This is a genomic window from Pseudarthrobacter lactosi, assembly GCF_055412785.1.
On record NZ_JBVAYS010000001.1, the window covers coordinates 1,982,374 to 2,003,794 of the forward strand.

General features: G+C 66.1%; 20 protein-coding genes. 8 read left to right on the forward strand and 12 right to left on the reverse strand.

The window, feature by feature from the left end; genetic code table 11:
- Positions 1-1,437, reverse strand: a complete 1,437-nt coding sequence (locus ACZY0Q_RS09170; RefSeq protein ID WP_463916012.1) for a Gfo/Idh/MocA family oxidoreductase — start codon at positions 1,435-1,437, stop codon at positions 1-3.
- Positions 1,438-1,786: 349 nt separating this feature from the next.
- Between ACZY0Q_RS09170 and ACZY0Q_RS09175 the strand changes: the two genes are divergently transcribed.
- Complete coding sequence (locus ACZY0Q_RS09175) at positions 1,787-2,821, forward strand: LacI family DNA-binding transcriptional regulator (RefSeq protein ID WP_463916013.1); 1,035 nt, start codon at positions 1,787-1,789, stop codon at positions 2,819-2,821.
- Between the two features lie 6 nt (positions 2,822-2,827).
- Here ACZY0Q_RS09175 and ACZY0Q_RS09180 read toward each other — a convergent pair whose 3' ends face one another.
- A complete protein-coding gene (locus tag ACZY0Q_RS09180; protein WP_463916015.1) occupies positions 2,828-3,535 on the reverse strand; it encodes a FadR/GntR family transcriptional regulator in 708 nt (235 codons plus the stop codon).
- A 96-nt stretch (positions 3,536-3,631) separates the two neighbouring features.
- Here ACZY0Q_RS09180 and ACZY0Q_RS09185 point away from each other — a divergent pair, with 96 nt between their 5' ends.
- On the forward strand, positions 3,632-4,975 hold the full coding sequence (locus ACZY0Q_RS09185; RefSeq protein ID WP_463916016.1) for an alpha-hydroxy acid oxidase: 1,344 nt from the start codon (positions 3,632-3,634) through the stop codon (positions 4,973-4,975).
- A gap of 83 nt (positions 4,976-5,058) precedes the next feature.
- On the opposite strand, the gene ACZY0Q_RS09190 is transcribed toward ACZY0Q_RS09185, so the two are convergent.
- Entirely contained in the window at positions 5,059-5,601 is a 543-nt protein-coding gene (locus ACZY0Q_RS09190; protein ID WP_463916017.1) for an ArsR/SmtB family transcription factor, read from the reverse strand.
- Between the two features lie 89 nt (positions 5,602-5,690).
- Positions 5,691-6,902: an acetoin utilization protein AcuC gene (locus tag ACZY0Q_RS09195; RefSeq protein WP_463916018.1), complete on the reverse strand. Its 1,212-nt coding sequence runs from the start codon at positions 6,900-6,902 to the stop codon at positions 5,691-5,693.
- Between the two features lie 107 nt (positions 6,903-7,009).
- On the opposite strand from ACZY0Q_RS09195, the gene ACZY0Q_RS09200 reads away from it, so the two are divergent.
- Both ACZY0Q_RS09200 and ACZY0Q_RS09205 read left to right on the forward strand, forming a co-directional pair.
- Positions 7,010-8,443 (forward strand): TrkH family potassium uptake protein, encoded by a 1,434-nt coding sequence (locus tag ACZY0Q_RS09200; RefSeq protein WP_463916020.1) that lies wholly within the window; start codon positions 7,010-7,012, stop codon positions 8,441-8,443.
- Positions 8,436-9,122 carry a potassium channel family protein gene (locus ACZY0Q_RS09205; protein WP_104060499.1) on the forward strand — a complete coding sequence of 229 codons (687 nt, stop codon included), beginning with the start codon at positions 8,436-8,438 and terminating at the stop codon, positions 9,120-9,122. Before ACZY0Q_RS09200 ends, ACZY0Q_RS09205 begins: the two co-directional genes overlap by 8 nt.
- A 12-nt stretch (positions 9,123-9,134) precedes the next feature.
- On the opposite strand, the gene proC is transcribed toward ACZY0Q_RS09205, so the two are convergent.
- The 6 genes from proC to ACZY0Q_RS09235 form a co-directional block, all read right to left on the reverse strand.
- Complete coding sequence (gene proC / locus ACZY0Q_RS09210) at positions 9,135-9,968, reverse strand: pyrroline-5-carboxylate reductase (protein ID WP_463916022.1); 834 nt, start codon at positions 9,966-9,968, stop codon at positions 9,135-9,137.
- Between the two features lie 313 nt (positions 9,969-10,281).
- Positions 10,282-11,286 carry a Ppx/GppA phosphatase family protein gene (locus tag ACZY0Q_RS09215; RefSeq protein ID WP_463916023.1) on the reverse strand — a complete coding sequence of 335 codons (1,005 nt, stop codon included), beginning with the start codon at positions 11,284-11,286 and terminating at the stop codon, positions 10,282-10,284.
- 52 nt (positions 11,287-11,338) lie between these two features.
- Positions 11,339-11,791, reverse strand: coding sequence for an SseB family protein (locus tag ACZY0Q_RS09220; protein ID WP_463916025.1), 453 nt, complete (start codon positions 11,789-11,791; stop codon positions 11,339-11,341).
- A gap of 48 nt (positions 11,792-11,839) precedes the next feature.
- Positions 11,840-14,569 (reverse strand): type I DNA topoisomerase, encoded by a 2,730-nt coding sequence (gene topA, locus ACZY0Q_RS09225; RefSeq protein ID WP_463916026.1) that lies wholly within the window; start codon positions 14,567-14,569, stop codon positions 11,840-11,842.
- 156 nt (positions 14,570-14,725) lie between these two features.
- Positions 14,726-16,438 carry a DUF7059 domain-containing protein gene (locus ACZY0Q_RS09230; RefSeq protein ID WP_463916027.1) on the reverse strand — a complete coding sequence of 571 codons (1,713 nt, stop codon included), beginning with the start codon at positions 16,436-16,438 and terminating at the stop codon, positions 14,726-14,728.
- Positions 16,439-16,477: 39 nt separating this feature from the next.
- A complete protein-coding gene (locus tag ACZY0Q_RS09235; RefSeq protein ID WP_463916028.1) occupies positions 16,478-17,269 on the reverse strand; it encodes a MerR family transcriptional regulator in 792 nt (263 codons plus the stop codon).
- A 138-nt stretch (positions 17,270-17,407) separates the two neighbouring features.
- Here ACZY0Q_RS09235 and ACZY0Q_RS09240 point away from each other — a divergent pair, with 138 nt between their 5' ends.
- From ACZY0Q_RS09240 to ACZY0Q_RS09250, 3 genes are all read left to right on the forward strand, one after another.
- Complete coding sequence (locus ACZY0Q_RS09240) at positions 17,408-17,845, forward strand: hypothetical protein (protein WP_463916029.1); 438 nt, start codon at positions 17,408-17,410, stop codon at positions 17,843-17,845.
- A gap of 30 nt (positions 17,846-17,875) precedes the next feature.
- Positions 17,876-18,499 (forward strand): hypothetical protein, encoded by a 624-nt coding sequence (locus tag ACZY0Q_RS09245; protein ID WP_463916030.1) that lies wholly within the window; start codon positions 17,876-17,878, stop codon positions 18,497-18,499.
- A 76-nt stretch (positions 18,500-18,575) separates the two neighbouring features.
- On the forward strand, positions 18,576-19,172 hold the full coding sequence (locus ACZY0Q_RS09250; protein ID WP_463916032.1) for a hypothetical protein: 597 nt from the start codon (positions 18,576-18,578) through the stop codon (positions 19,170-19,172).
- Between the two features lie 53 nt (positions 19,173-19,225).
- On the opposite strand, the gene trhO is transcribed toward ACZY0Q_RS09250, so the two are convergent.
- Positions 19,226-20,119, reverse strand: coding sequence for an oxygen-dependent tRNA uridine(34) hydroxylase TrhO (gene trhO / locus ACZY0Q_RS09255; protein WP_463916033.1), 894 nt, complete (start codon positions 20,117-20,119; stop codon positions 19,226-19,228).
- Between the two features lie 51 nt (positions 20,120-20,170).
- Entirely contained in the window at positions 20,171-20,632 is a 462-nt protein-coding gene (locus ACZY0Q_RS09260; RefSeq protein ID WP_463916035.1) for a hypothetical protein, read from the reverse strand.
- 94 nt (positions 20,633-20,726) lie between these two features.
- Here ACZY0Q_RS09260 and ACZY0Q_RS09265 point away from each other — a divergent pair, with 94 nt between their 5' ends.
- A complete protein-coding gene (locus tag ACZY0Q_RS09265) occupies positions 20,727-21,419 on the forward strand; it encodes a GNAT family N-acetyltransferase (protein WP_463916036.1) in 693 nt (230 codons plus the stop codon).
- Positions 21,420-21,421: the final 2 nt, after the last annotated feature.

Sequence of the window (21,421 nt, forward strand, 5' to 3'; positions counted from 1 at the left end):
CTAGGCGTCGCGGCGAAGGTCCGCGCCGAGGTGGAGATCCTCGATGCGGACGGGAAGGGAGGACTCCAGCGAAAGGTTGCCGGCAATGCCCACGGACACGGAGCGGAGGCCGTCGAGGTAGCCGGACGGACGGCCCAGAGGGTCCTCGGCTGGACCATTGAAGAGGTCTGAGAGGAGCAGGTCGTCGCCGCCGCCGTGGCCTCCCTCGCCGTTGACGATGGGCACCTCGTAGGCAGCTTCCCAGTGGCGCTGGACCACCAGGCGTTCGCCGTTGCGGCGGACGGCGTCTTCCTCCTCGATGGGGGTGGCGCTCGGGTCAACCACGGTCTTTTTGTCCGTGCTGTTGAGGACGGCGGCGCGTTCCACCACTTCGAGTTCGGCCCGGCCTTCGGTGCCGTTGACTGCCACGCGGTAGCCTTCCCACGGGCTGTGGGCGTTCAGGGAGTAGCTCAGGCGCGGGCCGCCCTGGTACTCCACCACGAGTGCCAGGTTGTCCTCGATGGTGATGCCGCCGGTGAAGACGTCCTGGTCGCGGCGGTAGCCGTCGTAATGCTCGTTGTCCAGGAAGAGGGCCTTCAGTCGCTCATCCTCACGCAGGTCCAGCGCAAACGGATCCTTGTCTACTGTTTTGTCCCCGATGAGGGAGGTTTCGGCGTCGGGCGTTCCACGCTCCGGACGGGGACCCAGGCCACGCTCGGCGGCATTCTTGTCGCCATAGAACTTCAGCCCGCCGGAGGCGAACACGCGCTCCGGGACGTCGTTGATCCACCAGTTGACCAGGTCAAAGTGGTGCGATGCCTTGTGGATCAGCAGGCCGCCGGAGTTCTTCTTCTCGCGGTGCCACCGGCGGAAATAGTCAGCGCCGTGCACGGTGTCCAACACCCAGCTGAAGTCGATGGAGGTGACCTTGCCGATCACGCCGCTCTGGATGATTTCCTTCAGGGCACTGTTGCGCGGTGAGTAGCGGTAGTTGAAGGTGACCACCACGTTGCGGCCGGTTTCTGCCACGGCCTTGGTGATGCGGCGGCAGCCTTCGGCGTCGATGGTGAGGGGTTTTTCGACGACGACGTCGGCGCCCGCTTCGAGTGCCTCGACGATGTAGTCAGCGTGGGTGAAGTCCGGTGTGGTCACCACTACGCGGTCGATGTTGTTGGCCTGGATGAAGGCGGTCAGCTCCGCCGGCTCGAACGAGGCGACGGGACCCGGGGCCCCGAGTTCCTGGATGAGCTTCTGGTAGAACTCGACGCGGCCGGGGTTGACGTCGGAGAACGCCAGCAGCTCCGCTGTGTCCGCGTGCTTGCCGAAGATGGCGCGGATGTACATCTCGGAGCGCCCACCGGTGCCGATCAGGGCGATGCGGGCTTTGGTACGCGTACCTGACTCCGGTGCTGAAGTGAAGGCAGCGGTAGCAGAACTCGATTCAGCTGTGTTGACCATGAGGGTCCCTTTCGAAGGCTTCAAAACTCGGCCGTGCTGCGGCCGCTGGTGGTGCGCTGGACTGTGGTGCTTGGAACGTGCGCTGCTATGGACCGTGGTCCGGAAGTCGCTGCGGTACGCGAGAAAGCGTTTTCTCAGTGCCACTACATGATTTCTATCAATAGACGCGCGGTCCCGTCAACCCTTATCCTCTCTAAGAGAAAGCGCTTTCTGGATTAGGGGCCCATTTTGCGATGAGGCAGGGGTCATTCGGCGCACCGACCGAATAGAAACCGGTTTCCCAGAGCGTTGTATGCTGTCCCTCGGGCGCCGGTACTCACGGGGACCGGGACTTACGAAAGGCAGGGCCATGGCCAGGAAATCGGCAACCGGCAGGATCGGCATTGCGGACGTTGCCGTGAAGGCAGGGGTATCGCACGCCACTGTTTCGCGCGTAATGAACGGCAACTTCACCGTGGACCCGGACATCGCGGCACGGGTGCGGGCGGCCGCCATCGAGCTCAAATACCAGCCCAACCCCGTGGGGCGCAGCCTCGCACTGGGAAAGACGGACACCATCGGCATTGTGGTGCCGGACCTTGCCAACCCCACCTTCCAGGCGATCCTGCGCGGATTGAGCCGGGCTGCGGCGGAGGATGGCTACCGCGTCCTGATTGCGGACTCCTTTGAGGTCTCCAGCGAGGAAGCCATCCTGGCCGGCGAGGCCCGCCGGCGCTGCGACGGGCTGGTGCTCTGCGCCCCGCGCATGAGCGATGCCGAGCTCGAGGAGATCGCGCCGTCGCTGCACCCGCTGGTCCTGATCAACCGGACGACGGCGGCTGCCGGGATTCCGAGCCTCGTGGTGGACTACGGGCAGGGAGTCCAGGACCTGGCCGAGTACCTGGTGGGTCTTGGCCATACGCGCCTGGCCTTCCTGGCCGGCCCGGCAGGCAGTGCCTCCAATGGCCTCCGGCTCGAGGGCCTTGAGGCGTTCAAGGCCACGCACCCGCAGGTGGAGGTCACCATGCTCGACGGCGGCTCGGACTTCGATACCGGCCACGAGGCAGTGGACTCGGTCCTGGCCAGCGGCGCCACGGGCATCCTGGCCTTCAACGACCTGGTGGCCATGGGCCTGATGAGCGGCCTGCACGAACGCGGAGTGGACGTTCCCGGCGACATTTCCGTCACGGGCTTCGACGACATCCCGTTCGCCCGCTACACCACGCCCACCCTGACCACCGCGGCGGTCCCCATCACCGAACTTGGCGGCCAGGCCTGGCGTGAACTGCGGGCACTCATCCGCAAGGAAGACCACGATGCCCCGGGCAGCCGGTACCAGCCGCGGCTGGAAATCCGGGCCAGCAGCGGCCCCGCCAAGGCTCGACGTACGGCCGCGCACGGCTGACCCGCACTATTCCACCGGCGGGCGCCCAACCCCGCCCTCGCGGTAGTACCCCTCGATGTGGGCCGCCACCAGCCTGGCCGCACGCGCGCCGTCGTCGCTCCTGATGGCGGCCAGAATGTCGCGGTGCTCCGCCTGCAGGCGCGACGCCGTGGCATCCCAGTCCGGCAGATTGGCCGTAAACCGGGCGGTGTACCCCTGAATTGATTCGCGCAGCGAGCCCATCATGGCGCTGACCACGGCATTGCCGGCGGCGTCCGCGAGGGCCAGATGGAACCGGATATCCAGCGCCAGGAAGTCATCCGCCGTCCGGGCCACGCGTTCGACGGCGTCCATCTCGCCCAGGAGGGTGGCGGCCAGTTCCAGCTCCGGAGCGTCGGGCTTGGCCCGGGCAGCCGCCCAGGTCTCCAGCAGGATGCGCGTTTCCACGATGTCGGACACCGGCAGGTGCTGGGTGGCAACGTGGAGCCGCAGCGCCGAGCCGAGCGCCGCCGTCGGATCCGAAATCACCACAGTGCCCGCTTCCGGGCCGGAGCCAACCCCGGCACGGACCACCCCCATGGCCTCCAGGATCCGGATGGCCTCGCGCACCGAGGTTCTTGAGACGGCCAACTGTTCGGCGAGTGCCCGCTCCGCCGGCAGGCGTCCCCCCACGCTCAGCTGTCCGTCCGAGAGCTGCTGTTCGATCCACGTCAGGACAAGTTGGTGCGTACGCATGCCACTATCGTAGTTGATGTGGTTGGACCACATGGCTTAGAGTGTGGTTAGACCACAGCCCGATCCCCTGCGCGAGGCCCATCAACGGAGGCAGCCATGACCCACACCATCCAGCCGAACAATCCCGAGGTCACGCCGGCCCCTGATGTCACGGACGTCCCGGCCTCAAACGCCATCGCGCCGAAGCCGGCCGCCGTCGCCCCATCGGTCCCCGCTGCGCTGAAGCGCCGCATTCCCAAGTACGCGGACCTGGCCCCGCTGATGCAGTTCAAGAAGCCCGAATTCAGCAAGGAGTCCCGGCTGAAGCGCGCCAACACCATCTGGGACCTGCGGGACATGGCCAAGCGCCGCACGCCGCAGGCCCCGTTCGACTACACCGACGGCGCCGCCGAGGGCGAGATCACCCTGCGCCGCGCCCGCGAAGCGTTCCTGGACATCGAGTTCCGGCCCGGCATCCTGCGCAACGTCTCCAGCATCGACCTCAGCACCGACATCCTGGGCAAGCCTTCCCGGCTGCCCGTGGGCATCGCCCCCACCGGCTTCACCCGCATGATGCAGTCCGAAGGCGAATACGCCGGCTCGCAGGCAGCCGAAGCCGCGGGCATCCCCTACACCCTCTCCACCATGGGCACCGCCTCCATCGAGGACGTCGCCACAGCCGCCCCGAACGGCCGCAACTGGTTCCAGCTGTACCTGTGGACGGACCGCGACCGGTCGCTGGAACTGATCGAACGCGCCGCCAAGGCCGGCAACGACACCCTGATGGTCACCGTGGACACCGCCGTCGCGGGCGCCCGCCTCCGCGACGTCCGCAACGGCATGACCATCCCGCCGGCACTGACCGTCAAGACTGTGCTTGACGCGTCGTACCGGCCGGCCTGGTGGTTCAACTTCCTCACGCACGAGCCGCTCACCTTCGCCTCACTCTCCCGCTACACCGGGACGGTGGCCGATCTCATCAATTCGATGTTCGACCCCACCCTGACCTTCGATGACCTGGACTGGCTGCGTGAAACCTGGAAGGGCAAGCTCGTGGTCAAGGGCATCCAGACCGTTGAGGACGCCCGCAAAGTGGTGGACCATGGCGCCGACGGTGTGGTGCTCTCCAACCACGGCGGCCGCCAACTGGACCGCGCGCCCATCCCGTTCCACCTGCTGCCGGACGTCAAGGAAGCTTTCACCAAGGACAACTCGGACGCTGCCATCATGCTGGACACCGGCATCATGAGCGGCGCGGACATCATCGCGGCCCTTGCCCTGGGCGCCGACTTCACGCTGATCGGCCGCGCGTACCTGTACGGCCTGATGGCCGGTGGCCGGGCCGGCGTGGACCGCACCCTGCAGATCCTCGAGAAGGACATGGCCCGCACCATGGCACTGCTCGGCGTCAGCAAGCTCTCCGAGCTGACCCCGGACCACGTGCGCCTGCTCAACAAGTAACGCCGCCCGCCCAACTAGGTAGCAGTAAGTGTCGTTTTGAGCCCTCAAAACGACACTTACTGCTACCTACTTTGGGTTAGGGGCTACTTCTTGCGGCCGAATTTGGGGAGGTTCGGGAGGTTCGCCAGCAGGTCCGCCGCCTTCGTGGCGGCGCGGCCCACAGTGCGGCCGATCTGCTGCGGCATGGTGTCGTCGCTGAGCGGGGCCACCGTGCCGCCCGGAATCACGACGGCGGGACTCAGCTCGGCCCCCGGACGCTCCAGGACGGCTGCGATGGCTGCGTTGGCCGGCAACGCGGTAGCCACGGCTTGCTCGGTGCCGGCTTCCGCGCCGGCGCGGGGTGACTTGGCGACGGCGGCTGCCGGGCCGACGTCGAACGTCTCCAGCCAGCTGACGATCCCCTCAAGCGGCTTGGGGTTGAGCGCGTAATAGCGCTTCTGGCCCTGCGCCCGCATGCTGACCAGCTGGGCCTCGCGGAGGACTTTCAGGTGCTTGGAAATGGTGGGCTGGCTCGCGGAAAGTTCTTCCACCAGCTCACCCACGGCCTTGTCCCCGGCGCGCAGGGATACCAAAATGTCACGCCGGGTTGCTTCCGCAATGACGGCAAATACGTCGTCTGTCACCATGACTCCCACCCTAGCGACATATACGCCGCCGGGCATCAACTATTTCGCCCGTGACCGGCCCCGCGCGGGTAAAAGCGGGTCAAGACGGATCAGTCGAACCAGGGATCAAGGCCGTGCAGCGGGAAAACGGCTTTGCGGGTGGCCATGACGGTGCGGTCCACGGCGTCGTTGGGGTCAAAACCTACTTCCCAGGACCGCCACCAGAGCTCCACGTCGTCGCCCATCAGGCCTGGGGTGTCCATCCCGAATTTGTCCGAAACATATGTGCGCCAATCCTCCGGCACCTGCGTCCGGAGCGGAACGGGCCGTCCGGCGGCGATGGCGATCAGGTGGCTCCACGAGCGCGGCACAACGTCGGTGACGCTGTACCCGCCGCCGCCCGTGGCGATCCAGCGGCCCTCGCAGTGCCGGGCAGCGAGATTCCCGATCGCGGTGGCCGCCTCGCGCTGGCCGTCCACACTGATGTTCAGGTGTGCCAGCGGGTCCAGGCGGTGCGAGTCGCAGCCGTGCTGGCTGACGATGACTTCCGGCAGGAACGCGCCCACGAGCTGCGGCACCACCGCGTGGAAGGCCCGCAGCCAGCCGGCATCGCCGGTGCCGGACGGCAGGGCGACGTTGACGGCGCTGCCCTCAGCCCGGGGACCGCCGATTTCGTTCGCGTAGCCGGTCCCGGGGAAAAGGGTGAGTCCGCTTTCATGCAGGGAAATGGTTAGGACCCGGGGGTCGTCCCAGAAGATGCTTTCCGTCCCGTCGCCGTGGTGCGCATCGACGTCGATGTACACCACACGCCGCATGCCGCCGTCGAGCAGCCTCTGGAGGGCCAGGGCGGAATCGTTGTAGATGCAGAAGCCGCTGGCGCGGTCACGGGCGGCGTGGTGCATGCCCCCGCCGAAGTTCACGGCGTGGAGTGCGGACCCGTCCAGGATGGCGGACGCGGCGGCCAGTGATCCGCCTGCAAGCCTCGCGGCGGCGTCGTGCATACCGGCGAAAACAGGATCGTCGTCGGTGCCCAGACCGCGGGCAACATCGGGCGAGGTCGGGTCGTCGCTGACCCGGCGGACCGCAGCCACAAACTCAGGCGAGTGCACAGTTTCCAGTTCGGCATCGGAAGCAATCTCCGGAGCCTCCACGGACACATGCGCAAGGTCCAGCAGGCCCAGGCTGCGGGAAAGGCGGGCCGTCAGGTCCAGCCGTGCGGGAGCCATCGGATGGCCAGGGCCAAAATTGTAGGCCGTCATGGCGGAGTTCCACACCACCATCGTTGGTGGCGCGGGCTGGCTGAGACCGGGCAGGAATGTCATCAATGAACAGGCTACCGGAGGACACCGCTACCCCGGCCCGGCCATTACGCGGGCATTAGTGGTTTACTACTGGAGGAAACAGTTTCAACCGAGGAAAAGCCGCCCCCATGACGCAACGCCAGTCGAGGTCCCGGAACCCGGCCAGCTGGCACCCCGCGGCACCGGAGCGCGAAGGCCTCTGGATCTTCACCCGCGTACGCGACTTCGTTGACGACATCGCCAATACGTCGCCCGCCCGGCTTGCCCTCAGCGCCTTCGGGGCGGTCTGCCTGGTCTTCACTTTCCTTCTCTCGCTGCCCGTCTCCTCCGCCACCGGTACGGCCACTCCGATACACCAGGCACTGTTCACCGCGGTGTCCGCCGTCTGCGTGACGGGACTGACGGTTGTTTCGACGGCGGTGCACTGGTCCTTCTTCGGCCAACTGGTCATCCTGATTGGCATCTTCGTGGGCGGCTTGGGAACCCTGACCCTCGCCTCGCTGCTGGCCCTGATGGTGAGCAAGAAGCTTGGCGTCCGCGGCAAGCTCATCGCGCAGGAGGCCATGAACAATGCCGGCCGGCTCGGTGAAGTGGGTACGCTGCTGCGGATCGTCATCGTGACCTCCGTGGTCATTGAGGGCATCCTGGCACTGGCGCTGATCCCCCGGTTTATGACGCTGGGCGAGCCTTTCTGGCAGTCGGTGTGGCATGGGGTCTTTTACTCCATCTCCTCGTTCAATAACGCCGGTTTTACCCCGCATTCGGACGGCATTGTGCCCTACGAGACCGACCTCTGGATCCTCATCCCGCTGATGCTTGGCGTGTTCCTGGGCAGCCTGGGCTTCCCTGTGGTGATGGTCCTGCAGCAGAACGGGCTCAACTGGAAAAAGTGGAATCTCCACACCAAGCTCACCATCCAGGTGTCCTTCATCCTGCTGGCCGCCGGCACAGTGCTGTGGGGACTGATGGAGTGGGACAACGTCCGGACCATCGCCCACATGGACCTCGGCGACAAGATCACCCATTCGTTGTTTGCGTCCGTCATGACCCGCTCCGGCGGCTTTAACCTGGTGGACCAGAACCACATGGAATCCACCACCATGCTGCTCACCGACGCCCTGATGTTCGCGGGCGGCGGTTCGGCGTCGACGGCGGGCGGCATCAAGGTGACCACCATCGCCGTGATGTTCCTCGCCATCGTCGCGGAGGCCCGCGGCGACTCCGACGTCAAGGTGTACGGCAGGACCATCCCCCAGGGGACCATGCGGGTGGCCATCTCCGTCATCGTGGCCGGCGCCACGCTGGTCTCCGTCTCAGCGTTCCTGCTGCTGCAGATCAGCGGCGCATCCCTAGACCGAGTGCTGTTTGAAACCATCTCCGCCTTCGCCACCGTGGGGCTGAGCACCAACCTCAGCGCCGAACTGCCGCCGTCGGGCGTTTATGTCCTCACCGCCCTGATGTTCGCGGGCCGTGTGGGCACCGTTACCCTTGCAGCTGGCCTGGCCCTGCGTCAGCGCAGCCAGCTGTACCACTACCCGGAAGAGAGGCCCATCATTGGCTAATTCCTCAGGCGCCCCCAACCGCCCCGCCCACAACGCGCCGGTACTGGTGATCGGGCTGGGCCGCTTCGGTTCATCCACCGCCGAGCAGCTGGTGAAACAGGGCCGCGAGGTGCTGGCGATCGAACGCGACCGGAGCCTGGTCCAGAAATGGGCACCGCTCCTCACCCACGTGGTGGAGGCCGACGCGACCAATATCGATGCGCTGCGCCAGCTCGGCGCGCAGGAGTTCAGCTCCGCAGTTTGTGGCGTGGGAACGTCCATCGAGTCCTCCGTGCTGATCACCGTGAACCTGGTGGATCTTGGCATCGAGCACCTCTGGGTCAAGGCCATCACACCCTCGCACGGCAAGATCCTCACCAGGATCGGCGCGAACCACGTGATCTACCCCGAGGCTGACGCCGGCGTCCGCGCCGCGCACTTGGTCTCCGGCCGCATGCTGGACTTCATCGAATTCGACGACGACTTCGCCATCGTGAAAATGTACCCGCCGCGTGAAACAGTCGGTTTCACGCTGGATGAGTCCAAGGTGCGCTCCAAGTACGGCGTGACCATCGTGGGCGTGAAGTCGCCCGGCGAGGACTTCACCTACGCCCGCCCTGAAACCAAGGTGTCCGCCCGCGACATGCTGATCGTGTCCGGGCACGTGGACCTGCTGGAACGGTTCGCCGCGCGGCCTTAACCGCGGGGAGGATCAGCCGAGCTGCTTGGTCATCTCTGCGGCGCGGTCTGCCGCCGCGCGGGCGCCTGCGGCGATGATCGCCGGAATGCCGCGGTCGTCGAAGGTGGCGATGGCCCGTTCGGTGGTGCCGTTGGGGCTGGTCACTCCCTTGAGCAGGGCTGAGGGGTCGGCACCCGGCTCGGCCAGCATAAAGCCCGCGCCGGCGACTGTCTCGCGGGCCAGGAGCAGCGACAGCTCGGGATCCAGTCCCAGTTCGACGCCGGCCGCTGCCATGGCCTCGGCCAGGTAGAACGCGTAAGCGGGACCCGAGCCGCTGATGGCCGACAACGCATCCACCTGCTCCTCGGGCACCTCCACCACGGTGCCTGCGGCCTGCAGGATGTCCTTGACGGTCTGGAGCTGTTCCGGCGTGCAGTTGGTCCCTGGTGAAACGGAGACGACGCCGCGGCCCAGTTTGGAAGGGGTGTTCGGCATGGTGCGGATCACCGGCTGTCCGGGAGGCAGGGCAGCTTCAAGTTGCGCCAGCGATACGGCTGCGGCGACGCTGACTACGATGGCGTCCGGGGACAGGGAGCCACTGATTTCGCGGGCCAGGTCGGCGATGCCCACGGGCTTTACGCCGAGGATTACGACGGTGGATCCCTTGGCCGCGTCCTTGTTGTTGTCCGGTTCCTCTTCGCCGGCGACGGCCGTAATGCCGTGGTGGCGCAACGCCAGCTCCTCGGCGCGTTCCGCACGCCGAACTGTAGCGATGACGTCGGCGGGGTTGGTCCCGGCGGCCAGAAGGCCCGAGAGGATGGCTTCGTTCATGGATCCACAGCCCAGAAAGGCGATTCGGTTACTCATGGTTCCATCATGGCAGTTCGGGTGGGCGGCTGCAGAAACGGGAATAATCGGAAAGAACGGGAACCCGCCGAAACCGATTCACAGCGGGCTCCCATGTTCGCTGCAGCTTGCACACAACTTCGCCGCCTAACGTAGTTATTACCTCATTGAGGGTGCGAGTGATGCGGCAAGCATGGGGATGTTTGCCCGAGGCGCCGGTGGTTTGCAACAGGTTTCCCCCATTTTCCTGTTGCGGCCGCCGGCGCTTTCGCGTTAACGGTTTTTTCGGCCACGCCGGGGTGAAGCAGGCCGCACGCGAAGCAAGCCGCGGGCCTCAGGCCGGGGTGGCCTCGATCGCGTGGAGTGCCGGGGCGGGCTCCAAGATATGCGGGGCCGGATCCAGCGGACCGGCGAAGACCAGCTGGTCGAGCCGGCGCAGGATCAGCCCTTCACGCAGCGCCCAGGGGCAGATTCTGACCTTTTTGAACTTGAACATTTCCAAGGCGGCCTCTGCCACCAAGGCCCCGGCCAGGAGCTGGTGCGCGCGCGCCTCTGACACACCGGGCAAAAAGAGCCGGTCCTCGGACTTCATTGCTGAAATGCGCTGCGCCCACACGCCCAGATCCGTCGCGTTGAGTGTTCGCTTCACGTAGGGGCCTGCGGCGCTCGGGGCGGCCCCCGCGACCCTGGCGAGCGACCTGAACGTCTTGGAGGTGCCAGCCACAACGTTGGCGCGGCCCAGTCCGTCGAACTGCTTCACCGCGGGGGCCAGCGTGGCCCGGATGTAGCGGCGCAGCTCCTTGACGCTCTTGGCCGAAGGCGGGTCCTCAGCCAGCCAGTCGCGGGTGAGGCGGCTGGCGCCCAGCGGGACAGATGTGGCCACTTCGGGCAGTTCGTCCTGGCCGAAGGCCATTTCGAAGGAGCCGCCGCCGATGTCCAGGTTCAGGATCGGGCCTGCACCCCAGCCGTACCAGCGGCGGACGGCGAAGAACGTCATGGAGGCTTCTTCGCTACCCGTCAGCTCCTGCAGGGTGACAGTGGTTTCGTGCTTGACCCGGGCCAGCACCGCAGCGCCGTTGGTGGCTTCGCGGATGGCGGACGTACAGAACGCCAGAAGGTCGTCCGCCTTGTGCCTGGCCGCAAACTCCCAGGCTTCAAGGACAAATTCGGTCAGCTCGTGCTGGCCGGCGTCCGTGATGTTGCCGTCGGCATCCAGGTACTGGACCAGGGACAAAGGCCGTTTGTGCGATGCGAAAGGCACCGGACGCGCGCCAGGGTGGGCATCCACCAGGAGTAGGTGGACAGTGTTTGACCCGATATCGAGGACGCCTAGCCGCATCCTGCCATTATTCCCCCGGCCGGGCCCTCACTCACAACCTGCGCGGAAGAAGTCAGTTTGCGGAGGCGTCCTCGGGTGCACCGTCCGCAAGCTCATCAGCGCGTTTGAAGTCACGCTTGATGTTGGCGACGCCCTCCGGGTTGATCTCGAAACCGTAGGCGGCGCCGGGGTTGATCACCATGCCCAACTCCTCGCCGATGTTGGCGATGATGGCTGCACCCTGGGTCCCCAGGACGTTCGGGGCCGCCTCAAGGTACTGCTCGTCAACCCTGCTGGGGTGCGAGAACACCGCAAGGACGGGCTCGCCGTCGGCGTTCGCCAGTACCAGCGGCTCCACCTGGGAATCCTCCCCCTCGATCCCGTCGGTGCTGATGACGTAGACCTCGCTGTTGAGGAAGGACAGGATGACATCCACCGGACTGCCCTCGGGCTGGCCGCCCAGGGCGAGCTTCTCTTCGAGTTCGTTGAGCGGCGTAAGATCGGCGTGCGCGGGCTGTTCAGTCATGTATCTACTCGACCACGTTTGTGCCCAGCACCGCAATTCCGCACGTCCTTACTTCTTGGCTGGAGCCTTCTTCTTGGCCGGGGCCCTGCGGGCTGTGGTGGTGCGCTTGACCGGACCCTTGGCCCGCTTTTCGGCGAGGAGTTCAACAGCCTGTTCCCGGGTCAGTTCCTCCAGGGAAGTGGACCGCGGGACGGTGATGTTAGTGATGCCGTCGGTGATGTACGGGCCGAAGCGGCCTTCCTTCACCACGATGTTCTTCTCGGAAACGGGGTCCGGTCCGAACTCGGCCAGCGGGGCCACCGCGGCACGGGCGCCGCGCTGCTTGGGCTGGGAGTAAATCTCCAGGGCCTGCTCCAGCGTGATGGTGAAGATTTCCTCTTCAGTGCCGATGGAGCGGGAGTCCGTGCCCTTCTTCAGGTACGGGCCGAAGCGGCCGTTCTGCACCGTGATGAGGTTGCCTTCGGCGTCCTCGCCCAGGGCCCGGGGAAGGCTCATCAGCTGCATCGCTTCATCCAGGGTGACGGAGTCCACCGTCATGGACGCAAACAGCGAACCGGTGCGCGGCTTGGCCTTGACAGGCTTCTTCGGCGGCTTCGGCTTGCCGTTTTTGTAGTACTCCACGGGCTGGTTGGCCAACTGTTCCTCGGTCATCTCAGGGATGACTTCGGTGACGTAGGCGCCGTAGCGGCCGTTCTTCGCCACCACGGTGTGCCCGGTGTGCGGGTCGGCGCCGAGGACGCGTTCTTCCGGCGCAGCCGTCTCCATCAGTTCGATGGCCTTGGCTGCGGTGAGCTCGTCCGGTGCCAGGTCCTCCGGGACGTTGGCTCGGGAGTTTTCCACGATTTCGCCGGTCTTCGGATCAACCGTGGCGGCGGAGCTTTCCAGGTACGGACCGAACTTGCCCACCCGCAACGTGATCTCGTCCGTGATGGGAATGGAGTTGATTTCCCGGGCGTCAATGTCGCCCAGGTTGTTCACGATGCTCAGCAGGCCGGGATCGGTGTCTTCACCGAAGTAGAAGTGCTTGAGCCACGCGGAGCCAACGGCCTGGCCGTTGGCGATCTTGTCCAGGTCGCCTTCCATGTCCGCCGTGAACTCGTAGTCCACGTAGTCGGTGAAGTGCTGCTCCAGCAGGCGGATCACCGAGAACGCGATCCAGCTGGGCACCAGGGCAGAGCCCTGCTTCCGGACGTAGCCGCGGTCCTGGATGGTCGAGATGGTGGAGGCATAGGTAGACGGGCGGCCGATGCCCTTCTTCTCCAACTCGGCGGTCAGCGAAGCTTCGGTGAAGCGCGGCGGCGGCGAGGTCTCGTGGCCCACTGCCAGGATGTCCGACGCCGTGAGGGCATCGTCCTTGGCCACGTTCGGCAGCCGTCGGGCTTCGTCGGAGTCGTCGTCCCCGCGGCTTTCGTCCTTGCCTTCTTCATAGGCGGCCAGGAAGCCGGGGAAGGTGATGACGGTGCCGGAGGCCGAGAACTCAGCGTCTCGCCCGTCGGTGGCAACGGCACCCAGGCGGATGGTCGCCGTCGAGCCCTTGGCGTCACCCATCTGGGAGGCGACTGTGCGCTTCCAGATCAGCTCGTACAGGCGGAACTCGTCGCCGGAGAGCTGCTTGGCAACCTGCGCCGGCGTGCGGAAGGAGTCACCGGCGGGGCGGATGGCCTCGTGGGCTTCCTGCGCGTTCGCGGCCTTGCTCGTGTAGACGCGAGGCGACGCCGGGATGTACTCCGGACCGTACAGCTCCGAGGCCTGGCGGCGGGCGGCCGTGACGGCTTCATCGCTCAACGCCGAGGAGTCGGTACGCATATAGGTGATGTAGCCGTTTTCGTACAACCGCTGGGCCACCTGCATGGTGCTCTTGGAGGTGAAGCGCAGCTTGCGGCCGGCCTCCTGCTGCAGCGTGGACGTGGTGAACGGCGCAGCCGGACGGCGGGTGTACGGCTTAGTGTCCACGGACCGGACCCGGAAGTCCGCATCCTGGAGACCTGCTGCCAGCGATGTGGCGAGTTCCTCGTTGAGGTGCGCAGCGTTGCGCGAGGTGAGGACGCCGTCGTCGTTAAAGTCCCGGCCCGAAGCCACCTTGGCGCCGTCAACGGAGGCGAGCTTCGCCTTGAACGAAGCGGAACCGGCACCGAACTGGCCCGTGAGGTCCCAGTAGGAGGCGGCCTTGAAGGCCATGCGTTCGCGTTCACGGTCCACCACCATGCGAGTGACCACTGACTGCACGCGGCCGGCGGACAGGCCGCGTGCCACCTTGCGCCACAGCACGGGGGAAATCTCGTAACCGTAGAGCCGGTCCAGGACGCGGCGGGTTTCCTGCGCGTCCACCAGGGCGGTGTCAACATCGCGCAGGTTGTCCATGGCGCGGTGGATGGCTTCCTTGGTGATTTCGCCGAACGTCATCCGGTAGACCGGAACCTTGGGCTTGAGCACTTCCAGCAGGTGCCACGCGATGGCCTCGCCCTCGCGGTCCCCATCGGTTGCGAGATAGAGTGCGTCGGCATCCTTGAGCGCGGCCTTCAGCTCAGTGACTTTTTTCCGCTTGTCCGCGGACACCACGTAATAGGGTTTGAAGTCGTTTTCAATGTCGACGGCGAACTTGCCCACCGAGGTTTTCTTCAGTTCTGCGGGGAGCTCAGACGGCTGCGGCAGGTCGCGGATGTGACCGATGGAGGCCTCTACGATGAAGCCCTCGCCGAGGTACTTGGCGATGGTCTTGCTCTTGGCCGGAGACTCCACAATCACGAGTTTCTTGCCTGTTTTGGCCTTGCTTGGCACGGTGCTCCTACAGAAAAGGGTTGCGTGGGCAGATGAGCCCATATTGGCCTAGTTCACCATATTTTGGACAATCGTGCGCATTCATGTGGAAAACCCGCCGACTCATCCGGCATGTCCTGGGCCCCGATTTGGGGTGTTCCGGAGCCCGCAAAACCGCTATCCAGCGGGCTCGGAGGGCACTAGGAAACCGTCGCTGACCAGGTTCCCAACGTCGTCGAGCAGCCTTGTCCGGAACGCGTCGCCGTCGAACCCATCCTCCCCGGCAAGGCTCCCGCCGAGCAGCGCCGCGAGGGCACCGATGATCTGGCCGACGGAGAGGTCGCCGTCGCAGGCGGAGACAAGCCCGGCGAGTTCGGTGCTCAGCAGATTGGTCCGGCGCAGGCCGGCACCCTGGCGCAGCAGGATCACGCCCGGGTGCTCGGCGCCGGGCCGCTGATGGCGTTCCTCGGTGACGTCGTCCGCCACAAGCAGGTGCGCGTCCGCCAGGCTGTTGGCGGTCAGCCAGTCGGAACGCTCGACGGCGGCGCCCAGGTGGGGCCCGATGGGCTGTTCGATGGGGTACGTGATTTCCTCGAACCGGCTGATGGAGGCAGTGCCGGGTTCCGCCGCCGGCCGGCGCAGCCAGATCATGCCGAAGCCGATCCCCGCCACGTTCCGGGACGCGAAGTCGGCCAGGTACGCGGCATAAGCGTCCCGGTAATGGCTGCGGTCGCGGGATTCGGACGCGTCCTGCAGCCACGTTTCGGCGTACTGTTCGGGGTCCACCTGCTCGCGCTGGATGAACCAGGCGTCCACATCCGGACCGGCCCAGCTTTGCGGCCTGTCCTGCCACGACGTACCCGCTGTGATTTCCCAGTTGCCCAAAAGCTGGGCTGTTCCAGCCGGGGCGAGGACGGACGGCAGCGCGGCCACAAGCGAGGCCACAATGTCATCGCCGGGCAGGCCGCCGTCACGGTACGTGAACTGCCCGGACGCGTGCTCACCCACGGTCCGCGGCGTGATGACAAACGGCGGGTTGGACACCACCAGCTCGAATTCCTCCCCGGCCACGGGCTCCAGGAGCGACCCCAGCCGAAGGCTCACCCGGTCCTCCAACCGGTCCGGGTCCACGTGCAGGGCCTCGGCATTCAGGAGCAGGTTGAAACGGGTGAAGGCCAGCGCCCGCTCCGAGATGTCCGTGGCCGTGACGTGCTCGGCATGGTGTAGGAGGTGGAAGGACTGGATGCCGCAGCCTGTGCCCAGGTCGAGGGCCTTGGCGACGTGGCGGCGGACAGTGGTCTGAACCAGCGTGGTGGACGCCTGCCCGATCCCCAGCACGTGATCGCGCCGGAGCACCCCGGCCTGCTGGTGCGCGGCGAGGTCGCTGGCCACCCACAGCTCGGCGCCCCCGCTGCCGACTGTATCTTCCCCTTCGGTCCCATCCCAGCCGTACGGCCGCAGATCCGCTCTTGCCTGCAGCAGATCCGGCGCCGACTGATCGGCGCCGGGCACGGGCTCAAGCAGCCCCAGCTCAATCAGGCCGTCGGACCGGATTCCCGGCAGGGCGGCGTCGAGCGTTTCCCGCGTTTGCGGTTCCGCCAGCAGCCAGAGACGTACGACGGCGGCCAGCGCCGCCGTCGTACTGTCATCATCCGCAGGCCCACCCTTCGCCGCATCTTTCTGGAGGGCGCTGTCTGTGGCCAGCAGCGCCGGGATGATCTGGTCCCGGTTCAGCGCGCGGTAGGCGGACTCGCCCAGGAGCCCGGCCACGCCGTCGAGCGTGTAGTCCACCCGGCGCAGGTCAGCGGCGAGCGCCGTCAGCAGATCGGGGAGGTCGCTGCGCGGGGCATCGGGGGTGTTGCCGGCCAGGAAAAGCGTGGAATCAGTCACCGCCCAAGTCTATTGGCGGGCCGGCTTCCTCCTGACGGGCTACAGGTTCTCCGCCGCGTAGAACTTGAGGGCATCCCGGACGAAGCCGGCACCCTCCGCACCGCCGTAGTTCTTGGCGAACCGGGGGTCCGCAACGTACATTTCGCCGAGCCCGGTGACGTACGCCTTGACGTCGCCCTTGCCGGTGCGGCCCTTCCCGTCTTCCGTGCCGCGGGTGTCCGACGCCGGCGTGCCCGGGATGCCTGTCAGCCACTCGACGTGCCGCTTTGCGAGCGCCTGGACCTCCGTGCTGTCCGGTGCGATACCCGCCGTCGCGGCGGCGATCCAGTCCTCGCCCAGCTGCTGCGAGCGCTGCTTCCACGCCGCCTTCTCGTCGGCGCTCATGCCGCGCCACCACGAATCCCCCTTCGCGTAGGCGTCCTTGCCCCAGCGTTCCTCCACTTCGTCCTTGTACTGCGTGTGGTCGAAACCGTTGAACATGTCTTCTGCCATGATTTCGCCACCTCCTTTCACTGCTTCGATGGTTTGTGTGACCGACGCGATCTGCCGCGCCAGCCTGTCCTGTTCCTGCTTGAGCCATTCGAGATGCCCGGTGAGCGCCTTGGCGGCGTCCGTTTCGTCGTCGAGCACCTGGCTGATCACCGGCAGGCCCAGCCCCAGCCCGCGCAGCAGCAGGATGCGCTGGAGCTGAACGAGGGCGTCCTGGCTGTAGTACCGGTAGCCGTTGTGGCCGGTGCGGCTGGGCTTGAGCAGGCCGATGTCGTCGTAGTGCCGCAGCGTCCTGCTGGTGGTCCCGGCGATCCGGGCTATGTCCTGGATGGACCAGTCCATGCGTTCCTCCTTCCGGGTCTGTTGGCGGGATGATCCGGGGTTCTGGTCCGGCTGATGCCTCAACGATAAATGTTGACGTAGCGTCAAGGTCAAGGGTCTAAATCACGGCGCGTCGATGGGGCCGGGTAAGTTGGAAGCATGGTTCCGTTTCCTTCCTCCCTGCCGCGCGCCCTCTCCGCCGTGGCGGCGGCCGCTGTCCTCCTGGGTGTCTCCGGCTGCGCGCAGCAGCTTTCGGTGGAGAACGCCGATGTGCCGGCCTGGAAGGCCACGGCCATGCCGTCAGCCAGCGGCATTGTTGCCGAGGACTCTGGCAAGATCCTTAACGCCCAGCCCATCGACCACACAGAGACTGTGCCGGCAGGCACGTACACGCTGACACTTGTCTGCGACGGCGGCGGCAAGGCCTTCCTCGCAGTGCGGTCCGGCGGCAAGGAGCTCGCGGACCTCGGAGCGGCCTGCTACGGCACGCCGGAGTCCCGCAAAATCACTCTCCCGGGCTCCGGGCCGCTTGAGCTCAGTGCCTCCAGCGTTGACGCGCCGCTGATCTACGCATACCAACTGGTATCCGCGGGGTAGTTGCCGGCCACCCGCCGGTAGGCTCGGGGAATGGCACTTCTTGGGGGAAAGTCCGTTACTCGCCGATCCCTGCCGCGGGACGGTTCCGTGCTGACTCTTTCCGGGCGGGGCGCTGCGGCTGCCGTCTGGGCGCTGGTGGCAGCTTTCGGGCTAAGCGCGTGCGAGTACGCGGATGCCGAACCCCTGCCGGGCGAGATCCCCACAGCGCTGCAATCAGTTCCTGACAGTAGGCCAGACGGCCCCAGCGCGCAGGAGCAGGCCCGCCAAACTGAGCTGATCGCCGAAGTGGAAGCGCAGCTCGGACCGGAATCGGACCGCCGGGTGGCGTCGATGCTCGGCGCTATGGGAAACACCGGCTTGAGCGTGATGAGTCTTGTGCCGGACCATGGCTCCTATCTCATCCGGGCGGCCTGCAGCCCCGGACCTGCGGCGAAGCTCACCGTTTCGCAGGGGAGTGTCCAGCTCCTTGACCATGAGGTTCCCTGCAGCGTTCCCTTGCAATCCACCCTGCAGCTGACCGCCGGACGGGTGACGGCTACGATGTCACCCACCAGCCGCCGGGGACCCTCGGCAGCCGCAGTCCGCATCGAGACGGCTCCTACCGAACCAACGGCCGTTCCATCCCCCGCTGACCCGCCAAGCAGCAGCCCGTAACCCCTCTCCCGACAAGCCCTCCCCTCTCTGCACCGGAGCTCTAGTTTGGCGTCCATGCCGGGCATAGAGTCGGAGTATGCCCGCAACGCAGGGGGCGCCGCCGCCCCGCAGGGCGATACTTCGTCCGGGCGCTTTCCCGTCCCGGTCAGCCTCCGTGCGCACCCGGGTGAGGGCCGCCGTCGTACTCTGGACGGCGGGCCTTTTGGTGCTGGGATCTGCGCTCACCGGTTGTGAATACACGTACGACGAAGGATGGCGGCCCGCCGAGTACGCCCCGGCCTCGCCGGCAGTGTCCGAGCCGGGGCCGCGCGCTGAACTGTGGCGGAACGATCCCGTCAGCGAGGCCGAAATGGAGGCCTGGCTGACGGAGTCCCAAGTGGGGCCAGGGCTGCAGGTGGCGCACAGGGAATTCGGCCTGTTGCGGGCCGAAGAAATCCGGACCGGCGCCACAGCGCCCCTCCCCACCGGAACCTACGTCCTGGTGCTGGTGTGCCGGAGCCAACGGCGCGTCGACTTCAAGGTCCGCAATGACGAATTCACCATGGTGGACCTGAGCCTGCGCTGCGGCTCCCGGCGCGAAAGCGTGATCTACCTGTCCGAGGAAACGGTGTTGCACTTCCAGGTTGAAGCGCAGTCCCCTGCCAATTTCGCCTACAGGCTGTCCCGGCTCTGAACCGTTCTGCCTGCACGGATTTAGCCCGGCTGTACCCTTCCGCGGCTAACCCGTCAGGCCGCGCAGCCTTCGGGGCACCGCAGCGTCTCCGGGCTGGCGGCACACTCGGCGCAGTACAGCGTCAGCGTGCGGCAGCTCAGGTTGGAGCAGTTCTCGAACTTGCTCGTGGGCGAGGCACAGCGGACACACGCACCAATCGTTTTAGCGTCCTCGCTGAATTCCAGGTGCATGCGCTTGTCGAACACGTAGAGCGAGCCTTCCCAGAGGCCTTGGTCCTTGAACGTCTCCCCGTAGCGGACGATGCCGCCGTCGAGCTGGTACACCTGCTTGAAACCGCGGTTCACCATCAGGCTCGAGAGCACTTCGCAGCGGATGCCACCGGTGCAGTAGGTGACCACCGGTTTGTCCTTGAGGGCGTCGTACTTGCCGGAGTCGAGCTCCTTGATGAAATCGTGGGTGGTGGCCACGTCGGGGACGATTGCGTCCTTGAACTTGCCGATCTGGGCTTCGAAGGCGTTGCGGCCGTCGAAGAACACCACGTCCTCGCCGGCCTGTTTTGTGGCCTCCACCAGTTCGTGCAGTTCCTCGGGCTTGAGGTGGGTGCCGCCGCCCACCACGCCGTGCTCATCCACCTTGAGTTCGCCGGGCGCGCCGAACGAGACGATCTCGTCCCTGACCTTAACGCTCAGCCGCGGGAAGTCCTCCGCGCCGCCGTCGGACCATTTCACGTCGATGCCGTGGAAGCCCTTGTATTCGCGGGTGGTCTTGACGTATTGCTTCACCGCGCCGATCTCGCCGCCCACCGTGGCGTTGATGCCGTCCTTGGAGATCAGGATGCGCCCGGTCAGCCCCAGTCTCTCGCAGAGGGCGCGCTGCCAGAGCCGCACCGCGTCAGGATCTGCGATGGGGGTAAAGCCGTAAAAGAGCACAATTCGGTTCAAAGCCACGTATTTAAGGGTACTGGGTTGCCGGGCACCGGACCTGCCTGGTGGCCGGCGCTAAGGTTTGCCCGCTGCGACGCCGGCGTCGCGCCTGTTCAGCGCGGTTTCGGCCGCCCGGTAGCCCAGGACGACGACGGCGAAGGGCACCACGGTTGCCGTCACGGCGGCAGTGATGGCACTGCCGCCATAGATATTAGCGAGTGCTGCAGCGCCGTCACCAACCAGGCGCGGCCCCAGGAAGAGGATGAGTGAGGTCAGCAGCCCACCGAGTCCTAGCCGTTTCCCGCCCGTCGGTTCGGGGCGGGAGCCCAGGAACACCACACGAGTTGTTTGCCGGCGGTAGATCAGGGCGCCGGCCACCAGCGGGACGAGCCCGCAGCCAAGCCAGACCCAGTACCCCACACCCGTGGCCACCTCCCAGTACCTGGCGCCACCCACGACAGCGACCATCGTGGCGACGCAGACCAGCAGGGGCAAAGGGAAAGAGTACGGGTTGGCATCGTTTGTAGCGGCGGGCATGAGGTCAGTTTTGTCCGATCACGATTGCATAAGCAAGTCACATCGGGGCACCGTACCCCTGTTGCTTGTGTCGGGGCTGGAATACTCTCATGACATGAGTCCGGACGCCTTGGTTGAAGACATCACACGCCTTCTTGAAGTCTGGGTAGCTGGCTGGTCCGGCTGCCGCGGTTACCAGACATCGGTTGAGGGCCGCTTCCCCGCTACGCTGCGGGCCGACACCACCGGGGAGTGGGAATACTTCGCCCATGACCCCTCCGCTGACGAGTTCGCTGCCCTGGCTGCGACGACCGCCGAGGCGCCGGCCAGGGTCCTGACCATCCTCACCAATGACGTTGCCCGCTTCACGGCACTGGCCCCAAAGCACGGGCTGAACGTCACGTCCGCATCGCAGGCCATGATGATTGTGGACATGGCCACCCAGGATACGGAGGATCCGTGGCTCTCCGACGATGACCTCAACCTGGTCGCCTCCGAACTCGACGGCGTCCACCACGCGGTGGTCCGTTCGGGTGACACGGTGGCGGCGAGCGGCAGGGTTTTTGTGGTGGGCGAGACAGCGGTGTTCGACAAGATTGTGGTCCAACCGGCGTTCCAGCGCCGCGGCCTGGGCAGCTTCATCATGAAGGCCCTGGCCGCGCAGGCCATCGGTCCGGATGTGGAGAACGGCCTGCTGTTGGCTTCCCTCGACGGCCAGAAGCTGTACTCCCACTTGGGCTGGTCCACTGTTTGCCGTGTGCTGATGCTGTCCACCTCCGACGAAGGCGCTGACCTTTCCGTGGGGTGATT